The sequence below is a fragment of the Lysobacter silvisoli genome (assembly GCF_003382365.1).
Taxonomy (GTDB): Bacteria; Pseudomonadota; Gammaproteobacteria; order Xanthomonadales; family Xanthomonadaceae; genus Lysobacter; species Lysobacter silvisoli.
The window spans coordinates 1,034,398-1,050,988 of sequence record NZ_QTSU01000001.1 but is presented as its reverse complement, the minus strand read 5'-3'; the positions used below and the strand labels follow the sequence as shown (position 1 = coordinate 1,050,988).

General features: G+C 69.0%; 17 protein-coding genes. 9 read left to right on the top strand and 8 right to left on the bottom strand.

Annotated features, from left to right (window positions below; genetic code table 11):
- Positions 1-24: 24 nt before the first annotated feature.
- The 6 genes from DX914_RS04820 to cmk all read right to left on the bottom strand — a co-directional run bounded on the left by DX914_RS04820 (position 25) and on the right by cmk (position 5,722).
- Complete coding sequence (locus DX914_RS04820) at positions 25-996, bottom strand: MraY family glycosyltransferase (RefSeq protein ID WP_115857897.1); 972 nt, start codon at positions 994-996, stop codon at positions 25-27.
- 4 nt (positions 997-1,000) lie between these two features.
- Complete coding sequence (gene lapB, locus DX914_RS04815; RefSeq protein ID WP_115857896.1) at positions 1,001-2,176, bottom strand: lipopolysaccharide assembly protein LapB; 1,176 nt, start codon at positions 2,174-2,176, stop codon at positions 1,001-1,003.
- 3 nt (positions 2,177-2,179) lie between these two features.
- Positions 2,180-2,437 (bottom strand): lipopolysaccharide assembly protein LapA domain-containing protein, encoded by a 258-nt coding sequence (locus DX914_RS04810; RefSeq protein ID WP_115857895.1) that lies wholly within the window; start codon positions 2,435-2,437, stop codon positions 2,180-2,182.
- A gap of 240 nt (positions 2,438-2,677) precedes the next feature.
- Positions 2,678-2,980 (bottom strand): integration host factor subunit beta, encoded by a 303-nt coding sequence (locus tag DX914_RS04805; protein WP_115857894.1) that lies wholly within the window; start codon positions 2,978-2,980, stop codon positions 2,678-2,680.
- 160 nt (positions 2,981-3,140) lie between these two features.
- Complete coding sequence (rpsA, locus tag DX914_RS04800; protein ID WP_115857893.1) at positions 3,141-4,829, bottom strand: 30S ribosomal protein S1; 1,689 nt, start codon at positions 4,827-4,829, stop codon at positions 3,141-3,143.
- A 206-nt stretch (positions 4,830-5,035) separates the two neighbouring features.
- Positions 5,036-5,722 (bottom strand): (d)CMP kinase, encoded by a 687-nt coding sequence (gene cmk / locus DX914_RS04795; protein ID WP_115857892.1) that lies wholly within the window; start codon positions 5,720-5,722, stop codon positions 5,036-5,038.
- A gap of 164 nt (positions 5,723-5,886) precedes the next feature.
- Here cmk and ykgO point away from each other — a divergent pair, with 164 nt between their 5' ends.
- The 5 genes from ykgO to DX914_RS04770 all read left to right on the top strand — a co-directional run bounded on the left by ykgO (position 5,887) and on the right by DX914_RS04770 (position 9,268).
- On the top strand, positions 5,887-6,012 hold the full coding sequence (gene ykgO / locus DX914_RS04790) for a type B 50S ribosomal protein L36 (protein ID WP_010342887.1): 126 nt from the start codon (positions 5,887-5,889) through the stop codon (positions 6,010-6,012).
- Positions 6,013-6,201: 189 nt separating this feature from the next.
- A complete protein-coding gene (locus DX914_RS04785; protein WP_115857891.1) occupies positions 6,202-6,528 on the top strand; it encodes a hypothetical protein in 327 nt (108 codons plus the stop codon).
- Positions 6,529-6,552: 24 nt separating this feature from the next.
- Positions 6,553-7,587 (top strand): agmatine deiminase family protein, encoded by a 1,035-nt coding sequence (locus DX914_RS04780; protein ID WP_115857890.1) that lies wholly within the window; start codon positions 6,553-6,555, stop codon positions 7,585-7,587.
- Positions 7,588-7,811: 224 nt separating this feature from the next.
- A complete protein-coding gene (locus DX914_RS04775; RefSeq protein WP_115857889.1) occupies positions 7,812-8,699 on the top strand; it encodes a carbon-nitrogen hydrolase in 888 nt (295 codons plus the stop codon).
- Entirely contained in the window at positions 8,696-9,268 is a 573-nt protein-coding gene (locus DX914_RS04770; RefSeq protein ID WP_231118141.1) for a GNAT family N-acetyltransferase, read from the top strand. The genes DX914_RS04775 and DX914_RS04770 overlap by 4 nt, the downstream gene beginning before the upstream one ends.
- Before the next feature lie 21 nt (positions 9,269-9,289).
- Here the strand turns inward: DX914_RS04770 and DX914_RS04765 are convergent, their stop codons facing one another.
- Positions 9,290-10,339, bottom strand: coding sequence for a hypothetical protein (locus DX914_RS04765; RefSeq protein ID WP_196778821.1), 1,050 nt, complete (start codon positions 10,337-10,339; stop codon positions 9,290-9,292).
- A 568-nt stretch (positions 10,340-10,907) separates the two neighbouring features.
- Here DX914_RS04765 and DX914_RS04760 point away from each other — a divergent pair.
- From DX914_RS04760 to DX914_RS04745, 4 genes are all read left to right on the top strand, one after another.
- Positions 10,908-11,522, top strand: a complete 615-nt coding sequence (locus DX914_RS04760) for a TetR/AcrR family transcriptional regulator (protein WP_115857888.1) — start codon at positions 10,908-10,910, stop codon at positions 11,520-11,522.
- A gap of 39 nt (positions 11,523-11,561) precedes the next feature.
- On the top strand, positions 11,562-12,488 hold the full coding sequence (locus tag DX914_RS04755; RefSeq protein WP_231118139.1) for an alpha/beta hydrolase: 927 nt from the start codon (positions 11,562-11,564) through the stop codon (positions 12,486-12,488).
- Positions 12,489-12,617: 129 nt separating this feature from the next.
- Complete coding sequence (locus tag DX914_RS04750) at positions 12,618-13,355, top strand: hypothetical protein (RefSeq protein WP_115857887.1); 738 nt, start codon at positions 12,618-12,620, stop codon at positions 13,353-13,355.
- An 88-nt stretch (positions 13,356-13,443) separates the two neighbouring features.
- Complete coding sequence (locus tag DX914_RS04745; RefSeq protein WP_115857886.1) at positions 13,444-14,649, top strand: TraB/GumN family protein; 1,206 nt, start codon at positions 13,444-13,446, stop codon at positions 14,647-14,649.
- 140 nt (positions 14,650-14,789) lie between these two features.
- Here the strand turns inward: DX914_RS04745 and DX914_RS04740 are convergent, their stop codons facing one another.
- Positions 14,790-16,553: a DUF885 domain-containing protein gene (locus DX914_RS04740; protein WP_115857885.1), complete on the bottom strand. Its 1,764-nt coding sequence runs from the start codon at positions 16,551-16,553 to the stop codon at positions 14,790-14,792.
- Positions 16,554-16,591 lie beyond the last annotated feature (38 nt).

Sequence of the window (16,591 nt, the reverse complement as noted above, 5' to 3'; positions counted from 1 at the left end):
GCCCCTATACCTGCCGGGAGAAAACTAGCGCCGGCCAGGAGCCGGCGCGCGTTGTAGCCACCACCACAAAAAAGCGGCGGAGGTATACCACGCCAAAACCATATACAACATGAAAGCCATTCTCGTTTGCAGCAGGACTGGGAGCGCCAGCACAGCCAAGCAGGAATGGATGGCATAGATCAGTGTGACTTTGGTGTGCCCCACCCTGCGGGCCCATCCCTGATAAGCGTGCTGATCGTGTGCCGTCCACCACCGCTCCCGACGCAGCATGCGGCGGGCCAGTGTCAAGCCCGCGTCGACGAGGAACGCCGACAGCGGCATCAGGACGACCGCTGATCGGCCAGGGCCGAGTTGGGCGGCGGCGAGCACCGCCAGGCCGGCCAGGGCATAGCCCAGGGCGCCGCTGCCCACGTCGCCCATGAAGATCCGGGCGCGCGGGTAGTTGAACGGCAGGAAGCCCAGGCAGGCCGCGGCCAGGGCCAGGCCCAGCCACCAGCCCGGAGCGCCGGCCAGCCAGCCCAGGGCCAGCGCGGCCACCGCGGCCTGGCTCGCGGCCAGACCGTTGATGCCGTCCATGAAGTTCCAGACATTGGTCAGCACCAGCGCCGCGGCGAACGCGGCCAGGGCCAGCCAGGGCTGCCCCAGCACGTGCCAGACCGCGTAGCCGAACACCGCCGCGGCCACCGCATGCACGGCCAGCCGCAGCGAGGCCGGCAGCGGCCGGTGGTCGTCGATCAGGCCGACCCCGGCCACCAGCACCAGGCCCAGGCCGAAGGCGGCCAGCAGCGGTGCCTGCGCCGGCAGGCGCACGGCCAGGGTCAGTACGGCCACCAGCAGGGCCAGGACGATGGCGATGCCGCCGCCGCGCGGGGTGGCCACGGTATGCGCGCGTCGCTCGCCGGGCTGGTCGAACAGGGCCTGGCGCAGCGCATAGCGCCGCGCCAGCCAGGTGCCGACCGCGCCGATCAGCAGGTGGATCGCCAGCCAACTGCCCATGCGCTCACACCACCGCGTAATTCAGCAGCGGCTTGACCGTTCCCCATTCCTTGCAGCTCGGGCATTGCCAGTGGTGGCTGCGCGCGCCGAAGCCGCAGCGGTTGCAGCGGTAGCTCGGATTGCGCACCAGCAACTGGTCGGTGATGTGCTTGAGGTCGTGCAGCGTCGCCTGCGGGTCGGCGCCTTCGGCCAGGGTCAGGTCGATCAGCGCGGCCTCGCCGCGCACCGACGGCCGGTCCTTGAGCTGACGCGCGAGGTAGGCGCGCGCGGCCGGCACGCCGTCTTCGGCTTCGACCATGCGGGTCAGCGCCAGCACCGGAGCGATGCCGCGGTAGTGCTCGCACATCTCGGCCAGGAACGCGCGCCCGCCGGTCGGGTCGCCGTCGCGCTCGTAGCAGCTCAGCAGCGAGGGCAGCACTTCCGGCAGGTAGTCGGGATCGGCGCGGGCCACGCGCTCGAAGGCGCGGATCGCGGCGGCGTCGTTGCCGGCCTCGACCTCGATGCGGCCCTCCAGCATGCCCGCACGCACCGAATTGGCATCGGCCTCGTAGGCGCGGCGCACCGCCGCGCGCGCGGCCTCGACCTCGCCCGCGGCGCGGTGGCGGTCGGCCAGCTCGCATTCGAACTGCGCGATCAGCTTGCCCATGGGCTCGCCGGTGGCGGCCTCGTAGCGGCTGGCGTTTTCGATCGCCTTGTCCCAGTCGCGTTCGGACTGGTAGATGCCGATCAAGTGACGCAGCGCCAGCGGCGCCATGTCCAGCGCGACCAGGTCGCTGAACACCGTCTCGGCGCGGTCGAGCAGGCCCGAGCGCATGTAGTCCTCGCCCAGCGCCAGCAGCGCCTGCACCTTCTGCTGATCGCTCAGGCCGGGGCGCTGCACCAGCGCCTGGTGCAAACGGATCGCACGATCGACCTCGCCGCGGCGGCGGAACAGATGGCCCAGCGCGACCTGGGTCTCGAAGGTGTCCTTGTCCAGTTCGGCGATGTGCAGGAACAACTCGATGGCCTTGTCCGGCTGCTCGTTGAGCAGGTAGTTCAGGCCACGGAAATACGTGGTGGACAGGTGGCTGACCTGGTTGTCGCTATGGCGTTCGCCGCCGCGCCGGCCGATCACCCAGCCGCTGACCGCGGCGATGGGCAGCAACAGGAAAAACCAGAACCACTCGCTGATGAATTCCATGCCTCAGACCTCGCGCGGCGGCGCGGCGGCGACGCGTTCGGCACGCGCCAGGCGCCGGCGCAGCGGCAGCACCAGGCTGGCGGTGATCGCCAGGCCGCCGGCGAGCACGCCCAGCAGCAAGGCGACCAGCAGGGCCACGCCCAGGGTGGTGGGGAAAGTGCCGAAGCCCAGGTCGATGGGCACGATCTGCCGGTTCAGCGCGCCGACGACGGCGCCGGCCGCGAGGCAGAGCAAGGCGATCAGGAAACGGATCAGGCGCATGGTGGCTGGAGTCCAACGTCCGCGATGCTTACTAGCTTAAGGCTAGAAAGTAGCGCAGAGGAGTTAGGAAGTAGAGAAAAGCGGGCAGTCGCCAGGAATGGGAAGCTGGGCAAGGCGCGAGCTTTCCGGGCCGGTCGATGCAAGAGAGCTGGAAGACGCCAGGGGCGTCGCAGGACATCGGAGCCAAGGAACGACAGCGGAGCGGCGCAGCGCCCTCCTCTATCTCCTAACTCCCGCTTCCTAGCCTTCCTCGTCCAAGGGCGTGACCGCGCTGACGCGCTCGCGCAGTTCCTTGCCGGGCTTGAAGTGCGGCACGTGCTTGCCGGGCAGCGCGACCGACTCGCCGGTCTTGGGATTGCGGCCCAGGCGCGGCGGACGGAAATGCAGGGAGAAGCTGCCGAAGCCGCGGATCTCGATGCGTTCGCCCACCGACAAGGCGCCACCCATCATTTCCAGCAAGGCCTTCACCGCCAGATCCACGTCGTCGCCCTTCAGGTGGGCCTGACGCTGCGAAAGGATCTCGATGAGTTCGGACTTGGTCATGGGCGCGGCGCGATGCTCTAACGAAGGTGTCGGGACGGAACCGGAGGCCGGCGCCGCGACGGTGCTACAAACCGAAGGCGACCCGGTACGCCGGGCCGCCTCCGCGGTACTGCTTTGCCGCTAGCGCCGGCCCGGCGGACCGGACCGGCGCGTGAAGCGCTTACTCGGACTTGCCGCTCAGCTGCTCGCGCAGCAGCGCGCCCAGCTTGGTGGTGCCGCTGGAGGCCTCGGAGGACTGACGGTTGTAGTCCGCCAGCGCCTCGGCCTGCTCGGCTTCGTCCTTGGCCTTGATCGACAGCTGCATGGTGCGGCCCTTGCGGTCCGTACCGACGATCTTGGCTTCGACTTCCTGGCCGACCTTGAGGTACTGCGAAGCGTCCTCGACGCGCTCCTTGGCGATGTCGCGCGCGGCGACGTAGCCTTCGATGCCGTCGGCGAGTTCGATCGTGGCGCCCTTGGCGTCCACTTCCTTCACCACGCCCTTGACGATCGAGCCCTTGGCGTTGGAAGCGACGTACTGACCCATCGGGTCCTGCTCCAGCTGCTTCACGCCCAGGCTGATGCGCTCGCGCTCCGGATCCACCGCCAGGACGACGGCTTCCAGGGTGTCGCCCTTCTTGTAGTTGCGGACCACGTCTTCGCCGGTGGTGTTCCAGCTGATGTCCGACAGGTGCACCAGGCCGTCGATGCCGCCGTCCAGGCCGATGAAGATGCCGAAGTCGGTGATCGACTTGATCTGGCCTTCGACCTTGTCGCCCTTCTTGTGGATGGCCGCGAAGGTCTCCCACGGGTTCGAGGTGACCTGCTTCATGCCCAGCGAGATACGGCGACGCTCTTCATCGACGTCCAGCACCATGACCTGAACTTCGTCGCCGACCTGCACGATCTTGGACGGGTTGACGTTCTTGTTGGTCCAGTCCATTTCGGAGACGTGCACCAGGCCTTCGACGCCCGGCTCGATCTCGACGAACGCGCCGTAGTCGGTGACGTTGCTGACCTTGCCGAACACGCGGGTGTCGGCCGGGTAGCGGCGGGCGATGTTGTCCCACGGATCCTCGCCCAGCTGCTTCAGGCCCAGGCTGACGCGGTTGCGCTCGCGGTCGTACTTGAGCACGCGGACGTCCAGCTCCTGACCCACTTCCACAACTTCCGACGGGTGACGCACGCGCTTCCACGCCATGTCGGTGATGTGCAGCAGGCCGTCGATGCCGCCCAGGTCCACGAACGCGCCGTAGTCGGTGAGGTTCTTGACCACACCCTTGAGGATCGCGCCTTCCTGCAGCTTCTCCATCAGCTGCTCGCGCTCGACGCTGTACTCGCTCTCGACCACCGCACGGCGGGAGACGACGATGTTATTGCGCTTGCGGTCCAGCTTGATGAGCTTGAACTCGAGTTCCTTGCCTTCCAGGTAGGCGGAGTCGCGCACCGGGCGCACGTCCACCAGCGAACCGGGCAGGAAGCCGCGGACATCCTTGATGTCGACGGTGAAACCACCCTTGACCTTGCCGCTGATGCGGCCGGTGATGGTTTCGTTCTTTTCGAGCGCCGCTTCGAGCTCGTCCCACACCATGGCGCGCTTGGCCTTCTCGCGCGACAGCACGGTTTCGCCAAAGCCGTTCTCGATGGAGTCGAGGGCGACCTTGACCTCGTCGCCTTCGGCAACGTCGATCTCGCCGGCGTCGTTACGGAACTGTTCGATCGGCACGATGCCTTCGGACTTCAGGCCGGCGTTGATCACCACCACGTCGCCGCGGACTTCCACGACGGTACCGGTGACGATGGCGCCCGGCTTCAGCTTGGCCAGGTACTGCTGGCTCTGTTCGAACAGCTCGGCAAATGATTCGGTCATTAGTTGATTACTCGGTTGAACACACGGGCCGCACCGGCTGGCATCGTCGCCGACATGGCGACGCAAGCAGCGCGTGGTCGACCCACCCGTTGTGTGGCGCTACCGCACCGTTCCCATAAGGAACTGCGCCATGTGTCGTTGTGAAACCCGCCGCGGGATTGCGGCGGGAGCTCTTCTGCTGCGTTCGGTCCGCGTTTGCGCGAACGTCAGCGCGGCGGCAACAAGGCCAACACGCGTTCGACCACCTGGGCGATGCCCAGGCCGGTGGTGTCGATGTGCACGGCGTCGGGCGCCGGGCGCAAAGGAGCCACCGCGCGCTGTGCGTCGCGGGCGTCGCGGGCGAGGATCTCCCGCAGCAGACCGTCTAAAGTAACGGAAACCCCTTTGTCTTTCAACTGCTTATAGCGCCTTTCGGCCCTTTCCTCGGCACTGGCGGTCAGGAACACCTTGTAGGCAGCGTCGGGGAAGATGACCGTGCCCATGTCGCGGCCGTCGGCGACCAGGCCGGGCGGCTGGCGGAAGGCGCGCTGGCGGTCCTTGAGCGCGGCCCGGACCTCGGGGATGGCGGCGATGGCCGAGGCGGCCGCGCCGGCGGTCTCGGTGCGCAGCTCGTCGGTGGCGTCCAGGTCGTTGACCAGCACCCGCAGCTCGCCGCGCTCGTCGTCGCGGAAGCCGATGCGGGTGTCGAAGGCGCAGCGGACCAGGGCGGCCGGGTCGGCCAGGTCCAGGTCGGCCCAGCCGGCGGCCACGCCGACCGCGCGGTACAGGGCGCCGGAGTCCAGGTAGTGCCAGCCCAGGGCCTGCGAGACCAGGCGGCTGATGGTGCCCTTGCCGGAGCCGGAGGGGCCGTCGATGGTGAGTACGGGGGTGCTGCTGTCGTGGGGGCTGTTCATGTCGGCTATTATGCAAGGACGCCGCCGCGGACCCGCGTCCGGCGCCCGCCGCGCCCCCTTTTCGACGGGGGCGCGAATTATTTTCGTGCAAGCACTTGATCGCAGTGGGAAATACCCGCTATGATCGCGGGCTGTTTATTCCAATCCTGTTGCCGAGGTCTGTCATGAAGGTCCTGTCCTCCCTGAAGTCGGCGAAGGCCCGTCACCGCGACTGCAAAGTCGTTCGCCGCCGTGGCAAGGTCTTCGTGATCTGCAAGTCGAACCCGCGTTTCAAAGCGCGTCAGCGCTAATAGACGCTGTCCTGGCGCCTTAAAAGCGCCGCGACCGTTCGCCTGGAAGGCCGCCGCAAGGCGGCCTTTCTGCGTTGCGCGGCGCGCCCTGCCCGGGCGCGTCCGGATCGCGAAAACGTGACGGCCGCGTGCTGCCGTGCGCTCGGCCCTTGTGCGTACAATCTCGCGTCATCCAGCGAGGTTGCACCCATGTCCGTCCGCGCCGCCGCATTCGCCACCGCCCTGCTGCTCCTGTCCACCGCCGCCTCCGCCGACACCCTGCTGATCGAGCGCGTGTCCGAAGAGAACAAGGCGGCCATGCCCGCCCGCGGCCAGACCATGGCCCAGGTCGAGTCCCGCTACGGCGCCCCGGCCGAACGCCTGGACCCGCGCGGCGGCCAGAAGCGCCAGTGGCCCACCATCAACCGTTGGGTCTACCCGGCGTTCACCGTGTACTTCGAGAAGAACAAGGTGGTCGACGTGGTCGCCAACAAGGCCGACGCCGAAGAGATCGGGCCCAAGCCGCCCGTGCGCTGACGCCCCGTACCGGACATAGCTGTTTTGAGCGAGCACGCATTGCGCTTCCCCGCGGAGTGGGAACCCCAGTCCGCGGTCCTGATCGCCTGGCCCAACGCCGACACCGACTGGGCCGACCGCCTGGGCGAGGTCGAGGAGACCTACATCGCCCTGGTCGCGGCCATCACCCGCTTCCAGCCGGCGATCGTCTGCGTGGCCGACGACGACGTGCAGGCCTACGCCCGCGCGCGCCTGTCCTCGGCGCGCATCGACATGGGCCGGGTGCGCTTCGTCGAAGCGCCCTACGACGACACCTGGCTGCGCGATTCCGGCCCGATCACCCTGCGCGAGGGCGACGGGTTCCGCCTGCTGGACTTCCGCTTCACCGGCTGGGGCGGCAAGTTCGACGCCAGCCAGGACGACTTGCTGGTCGAGCGCCTGCACGATCAGGGAATCTTCTTGAACAGTGATCGCCAAAGCATTGATTTTGCCTTGGAAGGCGGCGCTATCGAAACCGACGGCGCGGGCACCCTGTTGAGCACCTGGCGCTGCCTGCACGAGCGCCATCCGGACGCCAGCCGCGAACAGATCACCGCGCAACTGTCGGACTGGCTGCGCCAGGACCGGGTGCTGTGGCTGGACCACGGTTACCTGGAGGGCGACGACACCGACGCCCACATCGACACCCTGGCCCGCTTCGCCGCGCCCGATGCCATCGTCTACCAGGGCTGCGACGACCCGGCCGATTCGCACTACGCCGAGTTGCAGGCCATGGCCGCCGAACTGGCCGCGCTGCGCACCCGCGACGGCAAGCCCTACCGCCTGTTCCCGTTGCCGTGGGCGCAGCCCATCATCGATGAAAACCGAAGGCTGGCAGCCAGTTACGCCAACTTCCTCATCATCGACGGAGCCGTGCTGATGCCGGCCTACGGCGACGCCCGCGACGCCGAAGCCCAGGCCGTGCTGGCCCAGGCCTTCCCCGATCGCGAGATCGTCGCCGTGCCCTGCCGCCCGCTGATCTGGCAGAACGGCAGCCTGCACTGCATCACCATGCAGCTGCCGCGGGGCGTGGTGGCGTAAGCGCGGCTTCGAAGTAGGAGCGGCGCAAGCCGCGACCGCGACCCTTCGGCCGCGACGCAGGTCGCGGCTCACGCCGCTCCTACCCCACAGCGATGCCCGTTGCGAAGCACCGATAACGAACGAGGTAGCGGCGTCCCAACGGGATGCGTCGCGTACGAGCCGCGGCCGCGCCTCTTCGGGCAAGCCCTACAATAGTCGTCATCCCGCGTCCGGATTTTCCGAGCATGAAGAAGACCACCCTCCCCGTCGCCCTGATCCAGGACCGAGACCACGGCTCGCGCGAGGCCAACCTGGCCAACATCGAGGACCGTGTGGGCGAGGCCGCCCAGCGCGGCGCCAAGCTGGTGCTGCTGCAGGAGCTGCACAACGGCCCCTACTTCTGCCAGCACGAATCGGTGCACGAGTTCGATCTGGCCGAACCCATCCCGGGCCCCAGCACCGAGCGCCTGGGCGCGCTGGCCAAGCAGCACGGCGTGGTGCTGGTGAGTTCGCTGTTCGAGAAGCGCGCCGCCGGCCTGTACCACAACACCGCCGTGGTCTACGAGACCGACGGCCGCATCGCCGGCAAGTACCGCAAGATGCACATCCCCGACGACCCGGGCTTCTACGAGAAGTTCTACTTCACTCCGGGCGACCTGGGCTTCGAGCCGATCCAGACCTCGGTCGGCCGCCTGGGCGTGCTGGTGTGCTGGGACCAGTGGTACCCGGAAGGCGCGCGGCTGATGGCACTGGCCGGCGCCGAATTGCTGCTCTACCCGACCGCGATCGGTTGGGATCCGACCGACGAGCAGGCCGAGAAGGACCGCCAGCGCGACGCCTGGGTGCTCAGCCACCGCGGCCACGCCGTGGCCAACGGCGTGCCGGTGCTCAGCTGCAACCGCGTGGGCCACGAGCAGTCGCCGCTGGATGCGGCCGGCATCGACTTCTGGGGCACCAGCCACGTGCTGGGCCCGCAGGGCGAGTTCCTGGCCCAGGCCGGCACCGACGCGCCGCAGATCCTGATGGCCGAGGTCGACATGCAGCGCAGCGAGCACGTGCGGCGGATCTGGCCGTTCCTGCGCGACCGCCGCATCGACGCCTACGCCGACCTGCTCAAGCGCTACCGCGATTGAGCGCCGCCGCGCCCGCGCCGCGCCTGCGCGCGGCGGCCGACTCCGACCTGGAGGCGATCGCCGCCCTGTATGCGCTCGAGGTGCGCGAGGGCCTGGCGACCTACGAATACGAGGCGCCCGACCTGGCCGAAATGCGGCGGCGCTGGCGCGCCCTGGTCGAGGCCGGCTATCCCTACCTGGTCGCCGAATGCGAGCGCGACGGCGCCTGGCGCTTCGCCGGCTATGCCTACGCCAGCGCCTACCGCACCCGTATCGGCTACCGCTGGACGGTGGAGAATTCGGTCTACGTGCGGCCGGATTGCCAGGGCCGCGGCGTCGGCCGCGCGCTGATGCTGCGCCTGATCGCCGACTGCGAGGCGCTGGGTTTCAGGCAGATGGTCGCGGTGATCGGCGACGGCAGCAACGCCGCCTCGGTGGGCCTGCACGAGCGGCTGGGCTTCAAGACGGCCGGCGTGTTCCCGGGCCTGGGCCGCAAGCATGGACGCTGGCTGGACACGGTGCAGATGCTGCGACCGCTGGGCGAGGCCAACGTCGGCGAGCCGGATGAGAACGTACCCGGCTTGAAGTAGCGCGGCCGCAGCGAAGCGGCTTCAATCGACCGGCGCACGCCCCGCATCGGACGACGCGCCGCCGCTCGTCTGCGCCGCGTGTGCTCCACAAACGGCGGCACCGCCGCCCACGGCGCGCTTGGCCAACCACCACCGATGCGCCTCCGTCAGGACCTCGGGCATACGGTCCCCGCCTGCGCCGTCCTTCATCGCGTGGTCCAGGCCGGGAAACTCCCAGTAGGTCAGTTCGCAGCGCCCGGCCTTGGCATAGGCATCCGACGCGGCGCGCGCCGCCTGCACGATGGGGGCTGCGTCGCGTCCGCCCTGGATAAGCAGGAACTGGGTGTCGGCCTTCAGCATGGACTCCACGGGCGCAATCCCGCTCAGCGCATCGGCCCAGAATTTGAAGCTGGCACTCATCCAGACCTGCGTGCTGTCCGGATTCTGTCTCGCATGGTCGAAGGCGGCGTCGATGTCCGGACGTTGCGCGGCCGGCATGTCCAGTTGATTCATTTGGTCCACTAGCAAGCTGCGGAACATGTCCCCGAAACGCGCGCCACCGCCGGTGGAAATGATGATCGCGGTTTGCGCGCGCAAAGGCCCTGCGAGCTGGGCAGCGATCGCGCCGCCCTCTGAACCGCCGAGCAGGAGCAGGTCGCCATTCCACCAGGGCGCTCCGCGCAGGCTGTCGACGACCTGGCGGTAGTCGGCGACGCGTTGCGAGAGCGTGTGGTGCCGATAAAACGCCGCGGAGCATTCCTCGGTCTTGACCGCCGGGCGGGGCTCCACGCCGTACTTGTCCACGGTCACGACGGCCAGGCCGGAGAACGCCGCACGCACGGCCTCGATAGCCGCACCTTCGGACGCGGGCTCGCATCCGGACCCCTGCATCGCCACGATCAATCCGACGCGCCCTTCCCGCGCATCCGGCACATCCAGGCGCCATCGGATCGCGCTGCCGTCGGGCCGAAGCGTGTGCGGTTCGATTGCGCCCGCCGCCGCGGACGCCAAAGGCGAAGCCAGCGCCAACAATGCGGCCAATGCGCGGAAAACGATGTACTTGCGTCCGGATACGAGCGATGGCTGCTGCATGCGTAGACCTGTAGTGGGCGTTGAGCGACGCAGCGAGCGAAGACCGGAATCGGAACGCTGGCGCCGCGACCAGGCGAAAAAGGTAAGTCATGCAGTAGCGACAAAGGGGAGCGAGAAACGGCGCGCATGCGATCGGTCAGCCGCGATACATCTGATGCCGCATTTCTTGTGTGCCATGGAAAACGAAACAGCATGACGAATGCATCGCCAAGCCACGGAATTTCGTGGCCGTCGAGCGAAGTGCCGCCGCGCAGCTCGCGACGCATCGTGTGGGCGCCGCCGCCGGCTCGCGAACGGCCGCAGTGATTGGCGCCGCGCGGGCCGCATCGTTGCAAGCACGTGGGCCGGAATCGCGAGCACATCCGCTGATCGACGAAACAGCGAGCGGACAGTGCCCTAGCCAGGCGCGGACCCGCTATCGGCGGGCCCGCGCGTCCGGCCGACCGCAAACCTGCCGCTCGGACCACGGGCAGGCTTCGGACCCTCGCGCCTCCTGCCAGCGATCCTTGCCGCCCTCCGGCCGACGAACGGTGCCATTAAAACGAACGGACGTGCTATTTTTACATCCATGAACGCTCTGACCGCCACCCATAAGGGCGCCGCCACCCGCGACGCCATCCTGGAACAGGCCTACAGCATCGCCTGCTCGGCCGGCCTGGAAGGCCTGTCGATCGGGCCGCTGGCGGCGGCGGTGGGCATGTCCAAGAGCGGCGTGTTCGCCCACTTCGGCTCGCGCGAGGACCTGCAGCTGGCCGTGCTGGACACCGCCAGCCAGCGCTTCGTCGCCTACGTGCTGCTGCCCGCGTTGAAGCGCCCGCGCGGCCTGGCGCGCCTGCGCGCCATCGTCGAGGCCTGGTTCGACTGGTCGCGCCACACCGACGGCGGCTGCGTATTGCTGGCCGCCGTGCACGAGTACGACGACCGCCCCGGCGCCCTGCGCGACAACGTGTTCGGCCAGCAACAGCGCTGGCACCGCGAACTCGGCCGCGCCGCGCAACTGGCCATCGACACCGGCGAGCTCGGCGCCGACACCGATACCGAGCAACTGGCGTTCGAGATCTACGGCATCGCCCTGGTCGTGCACCACGACGCCGGCCTGTACGGCTTCGACACCGCCGCCGCGCGCGGCCGCCGGGCGTTCGAGCGCCTGATCGGCTCCTACGCCGCCACCCCCACCGCCTGACCTCCCCTCCGTCCTAGGCCTGCCCGAAGAGGTACCGCCATGTCCATGCTGACGAGCAAAATTAGCACGACCGTTCGTAACGTAACGCGTCTCTACGGCCTGCGCCTGGGCTTCGCCGTCGGCGCCTGGCTGGCGCCCGATGCGACCATGCGCCGTGCCGCCGAACTGTTCTGCACACCGTTCGCGTCCAGCCGCCGCCGCGCGCTGGACGCGCCCACCTGCGGCGCGCGCGAGGAGTCGCTGCAGATCGACGGACACGCCATCGCCACCTATGTCTGGGGCGATCCGCACGCCCAGCCCTACGTGCTGTTCGCCCACGGCTGGTCCAGCCACGGCACGCGCGTGGCCAAGTGGCTGCCGGCGCTGCGCGAGGCCGGTTACGCGGTGGTCGCCTTCGATCAGCTCGCCCACGGCCGCAGCGGCGGCCGCCTGGCGACCCTGCCCGACTTCACCCGCCACCTGCACGCCGTCGGCGCGCATTACGGCCCGGCCGCGGCGGTGATCGGCCATTCGCTGGGCGGCGCCGCGGCGATGCTGGCATTGGCGCGCGGGCTGCAGGCCGAACGCGCGGTGTTGATCGCGCCGCCGGCCGATCCGGCGGCCGCGGTGGGCCGCTTCGCGCGCTTCCTCTGGGTCGGCGAGGACCTGATGCGGCGCATGTTCGCCTATTTCGAGTCGCGCATCGGCATCAGCTTCGACGCCCAGCAGGCGCACCATAACGTGCCGCGCATCGGCCACCCCGCGCTGATCGTGCACGACGTCGGCGATCGCGAAGTGCCCTGGTCCGAAGGCGAGCGCTACGCGCGCTACTGGCCGGGCGCGCGCCTGCTCAGCACCCAGGGCCTGGGCCACAACCGCGTGGCCGACGACGGCGCGGTGATCGCCAGCGCGCTGCGATTCCTGCGCGGCGAGACCGTGGGCGTACGCGTGGTATCCAGCCCCAACCTTCCCTACGGCTACGCCTGACCCGTTGCGCGGGACCCATCGCTGTTCCTACTCTGGTTGCGGGGCGCGCCGCTAGCCGCCGACCGCAACCAGGGGAACCGCCTTGCCGCTACGTCTAACTCCGCGCGCCGCGGCGCGCGGTTCCGCGTCATGATCACGCCCGCCCGGGCGCTGCTGACCGTCGGCCTGTTGCTGCTGGCCGTGGGCTGGTTCAAGCGCAATCTGGAACCGGAGCCGGCGCAGTTGCTGCCGGTGGTGAACACCGAGCCCGGCCAGCATCCCAGTTCGATGGCTCCGTTTTCGGTGCGCGCGGGCGAAGTGGAATACCGGATCGAGCCGGTGGCCGAATACGACATCGCCGGCCTGATCGTGAGCCGCCACGACTCCGACACCTGGTGGGATAAGTTCCACGCCCGCAATAACGACCACCTCAACGTCGCCGACCTGTGCCTGGCCTGGGGCGCCAACACCGCCGACGGCGTCTACCGGCACATGAAGTTCTGGAACGGCCAGTGGACCTGCAACTTCCAATGGGGCGGCGGCGCGCCGGTGGGACCGCAGCACACCCGTGCGGTGTCCAACAATCACCTGCTGACCAACGACCCGCTGATCGCCGAACGCATCCGCAGCCTGCGCGTGGGCGACCAGGTGCGCCTGCGCGGCCAACTGGCCGTGTACCGCCACAACCACGGCATGAACTTCGTCCGCGGCACCTCGACCAACCGCGACGACGGCGGCAACGGCGCCTGCGAAACCCTGTTCGTGCGCCAGCTGGACTTGCTGCAAGCCGCGCCCTCCTGGCCGCGCACGCTGCGCTGGATCGGCGCGGTCCTGCTCGCCCTGGGCCTGATCGCCTGGTACCGCGCGCCGTTCAAGGGCGGGCACTGAAGCCCGGACGCCGGTTTGCCGGCGCCGGGCCCAGCCTCTATCCTGCGGGCCTTTCCGTGCCCAGCCCCCGAAGGCGCCCGCCCTACGCATGAATGCCCCTGTCCAAGACGGCCTGCACGGCCAGCCCCATGCCATCGTCGAACGCGACGGTGTGCGCTACACCCTGTTGGGCACCGCGCACGTCTCCCAGGCCAGCGTGGATGCGGTGCGCGACGCCATCGGCAGCGGCGCCTACGACGCGGTGGCGGTGGAGCTGGACCCGCAGCGGCTGCAAGCCCTGACCGACCCGGACGCGCTGGCGCGGCTGGACCTGATCCAGGTGCTGCGCACCGGCAAGACCGCGCTGTTCGCCGCCAACCTGGCCCTGGCCGCCTACCAGCGCCGCCTGGCCGAGCAACTGGGCATCGAACCCGGCGCCGAGCTCAAGCGCGCGGTGCTGGAAGCGCGCCAGCGCGAATTGCCGGTGCACCTGATCGACCGCGAGGTGGGCCTGACCTTCAAGCGCGCCTCCAGCAAGCTGGGCTGGTGGGGCCGGGCCAAGCTCGGCAGCGGCCTGATCGCGGCGCTGATCGCCGACGAGGAAGTGGGCGAGGACGAGATCGAAAAGCTCAAGCAGGGCGACGTGCTGGAATCGAGCTTCGGCGAGTTCGCCAGCGAGAGTCCGGAACTGTACGAAAGCGTGATCTCCGAGCGCGACCGCTACATGGCCGCGCGCCTGCGCGAATCGCACGGCGATGCGCGCGAGGTGCTGGCCGTGGTCGGCGCCGGCCACCTGCAGGGCCTGGCCCAGCACCTGCGCGAGGAAACCCGCGCGCCCGAGACGGTGCGCGAGGAACTGGAGTCGCTGCCGAAGAAGAGCGACTTCCCCTGGTTCACCCTGATCCTGTCGGTGTTCGTGCTCGGCGGTTTCGCCTGGGGCTTCTGGCGCGGCGGCATCGACGTGGGCTCGGACCTGCTGCTGCAGTGGGTGCTGGCCACCGGCGTGCTCGGCGCGATCGGTTGCGCGGTGGCCGGCGGCCACCCCTTGAGCATCCTGGTCGCGTTCGTGGCCTCGCCGATCACTCCACTGCACCCGGCGCTGGCCTCGGGCACGCTGAGCGCGCTGACCGAGGCCTGGGTGCGCAAGCCCACCTATGCCGACTTCATGGCCCTGCGCGACGACGTGCAGAGCGTGCGTGGCTGGTGGCGCAACCGGGTGGCGCGGGTGTTGCTGAACTTCTTCCTGACCAGCCTGGGCACGGCCATCGGGGTGTGGACGGGCGGCTTGCGGATGCTGGGCAAGTTGATCGGCTGATGGGGCGGTAAAGCAAATCCCCCTCAATCCCCCTTTGTCAAAGTGGGAAGACCAGCAAGAGCGACATATGCGGTTCCCCCCCTTTGAAAAAGGGGGGCCAGGGGGATTTGCTGTTGCTGTTGTTACTGAAGCGGCGCGCCTTACCGCCGCTTCCCCCGCTCCGCCTCGATCCACCCGTCGATCCGCGCCTCCAGGGCCTCCAGCGGCACCGAGCCCGTCGCCAGCACCTCGTCGTTGAACGCGCGCAGGTCGAAGCGTTCGCCCAGCGCCGCCTGCGCCTTGGCCCGCAGCGCCGAGATCTTCAGCTGGCCGATCTTGTAGGCCAGCGCCTGCCCCGGCGTGCCGATATAGCGGTCGATCTCGTTGACGATGTCCTGGTCGGTCTTGGCCGCGTTGTCCTTGAAGTAGGCGATCGCGCGCTCGCGGCTCCAGCCCTTGGCGTGCATGCCGGTGTCCACCACCAGGCGCACCGCGCGCCACATCTCGTAGGTGAGCTGGCCGAAGCGGTCGTAGGGGTCGTCGTACAGGCCCATGTCGTAGCCCAACTGCTCGGCGTACAGACCCCAGCCCTCGCCGTAGGCGACGAAGTAGGCGGTGCGGCGGAACATCGGCCGCTCCGGCAGTTCCAGTCCGCGCGCGAACTGGAAGTGGTGGCCCGGCACCGCCTCGTGCAGCGACAGCGCCATCATTTCCCAGGTCGGCCGCACCTCGGGCTTGTACAGGTTCACGTAGTAGTAGCCCGCGCGCGTGCCATCGACCGCGCCCGGCTGGTAATAGGCGGTGGTGGTGTCGGGGGCGATGTTGTCGGGGATCGGGCGCACGCCGTAGGGCTGGCGCGGAAGGGTGTGGAACACCTTCACCAGCTCCGGATCGATGCGCTTGGACAGGGCGCGGTAGGCCGTGAGCAGGGACTCGGGCGTCTTGTGGAAAAAGCGCGGATCGCTGCGCAGGAAGGCGAAAAACTCCGCCAGCGTGCCCTTGAATCCCACCTCGGACTTGACCTGTTCCATCTTGGCGCGGATGCGCGCGACTTCCTTCAGGCCGATCTCGTGGATCTCGTCGGCGCTGAGCCCGGTGGTGGTGTAGTAGCGCGCCAGGAAGTCGTAGTAGGCGCGGCCGTCGGGCAGTTCGGCGGCGGCGATGCCCGCGCGCGCATGCGGCAGGTAGTCGTGCTTGAAGTAGTGGGCGAACTGGCGGTACGCCGGCACGATGCGCTCGCTCACCGCCTGCCTGGCCTGCGCCTGCAGCTGCGCGCGCTCGTCCGCGCTCACGCTGTCGGGGAAGCGCAGGAACGGGCGGTAGTACGGGCTGCGGGTGGGGTCGTCGACGATCTGCGCGGCGATCTGCGCCGGCACGCGCTGCATCAGCACCCGGGGCGGCATCGACTTGCGCGCCACGCCCTCGCGCATCAGCGCGGTGGTCTGCTCGACCATGGCCGGCACCGCGTTCATGCGCGCCAGCCAGTCGCGGTAGTCCCGGGCGTTGGCGAACGGCAGCACCTCGCTGATGCCGTCGGCGGTCTGCACCCCGCCCTGGTGGCTCACCGGCTGCAGGTATTCGCGGAACTTCTGCCGCTCGATGTTGCGTTCCAGGGTCCAGGCGTAGGTGTCGTAATCCAGGCGGCTGTCGGCCGACAGCGCATCGCGGCCGATCGCCTTGAGCCGGGCCAGCGCGTCGCGGTCGGCGGCCTCGCGCTGGGCGATGGCGGTCAGGCTGCGGTCGGTCCAGCGGTCGTTGAAACGGTTGTCGCCGTTGTAGCTGGCGCCCTCGGGGCTTTCGACCAGGCCGCGTTCCCATTCGGCCTCGAAATAGGCTTTCAGGCGCGCGTCGGCGTCCTGGGCGCGCACGGGCGCGGCGGCGAGCACGGCCGCGGCGGCCGTGGCGAGTACGAAACTGCGGAACATGCGCGGGTCCCCAGGTGAGCTGGGGCCGAGTCTAGCCC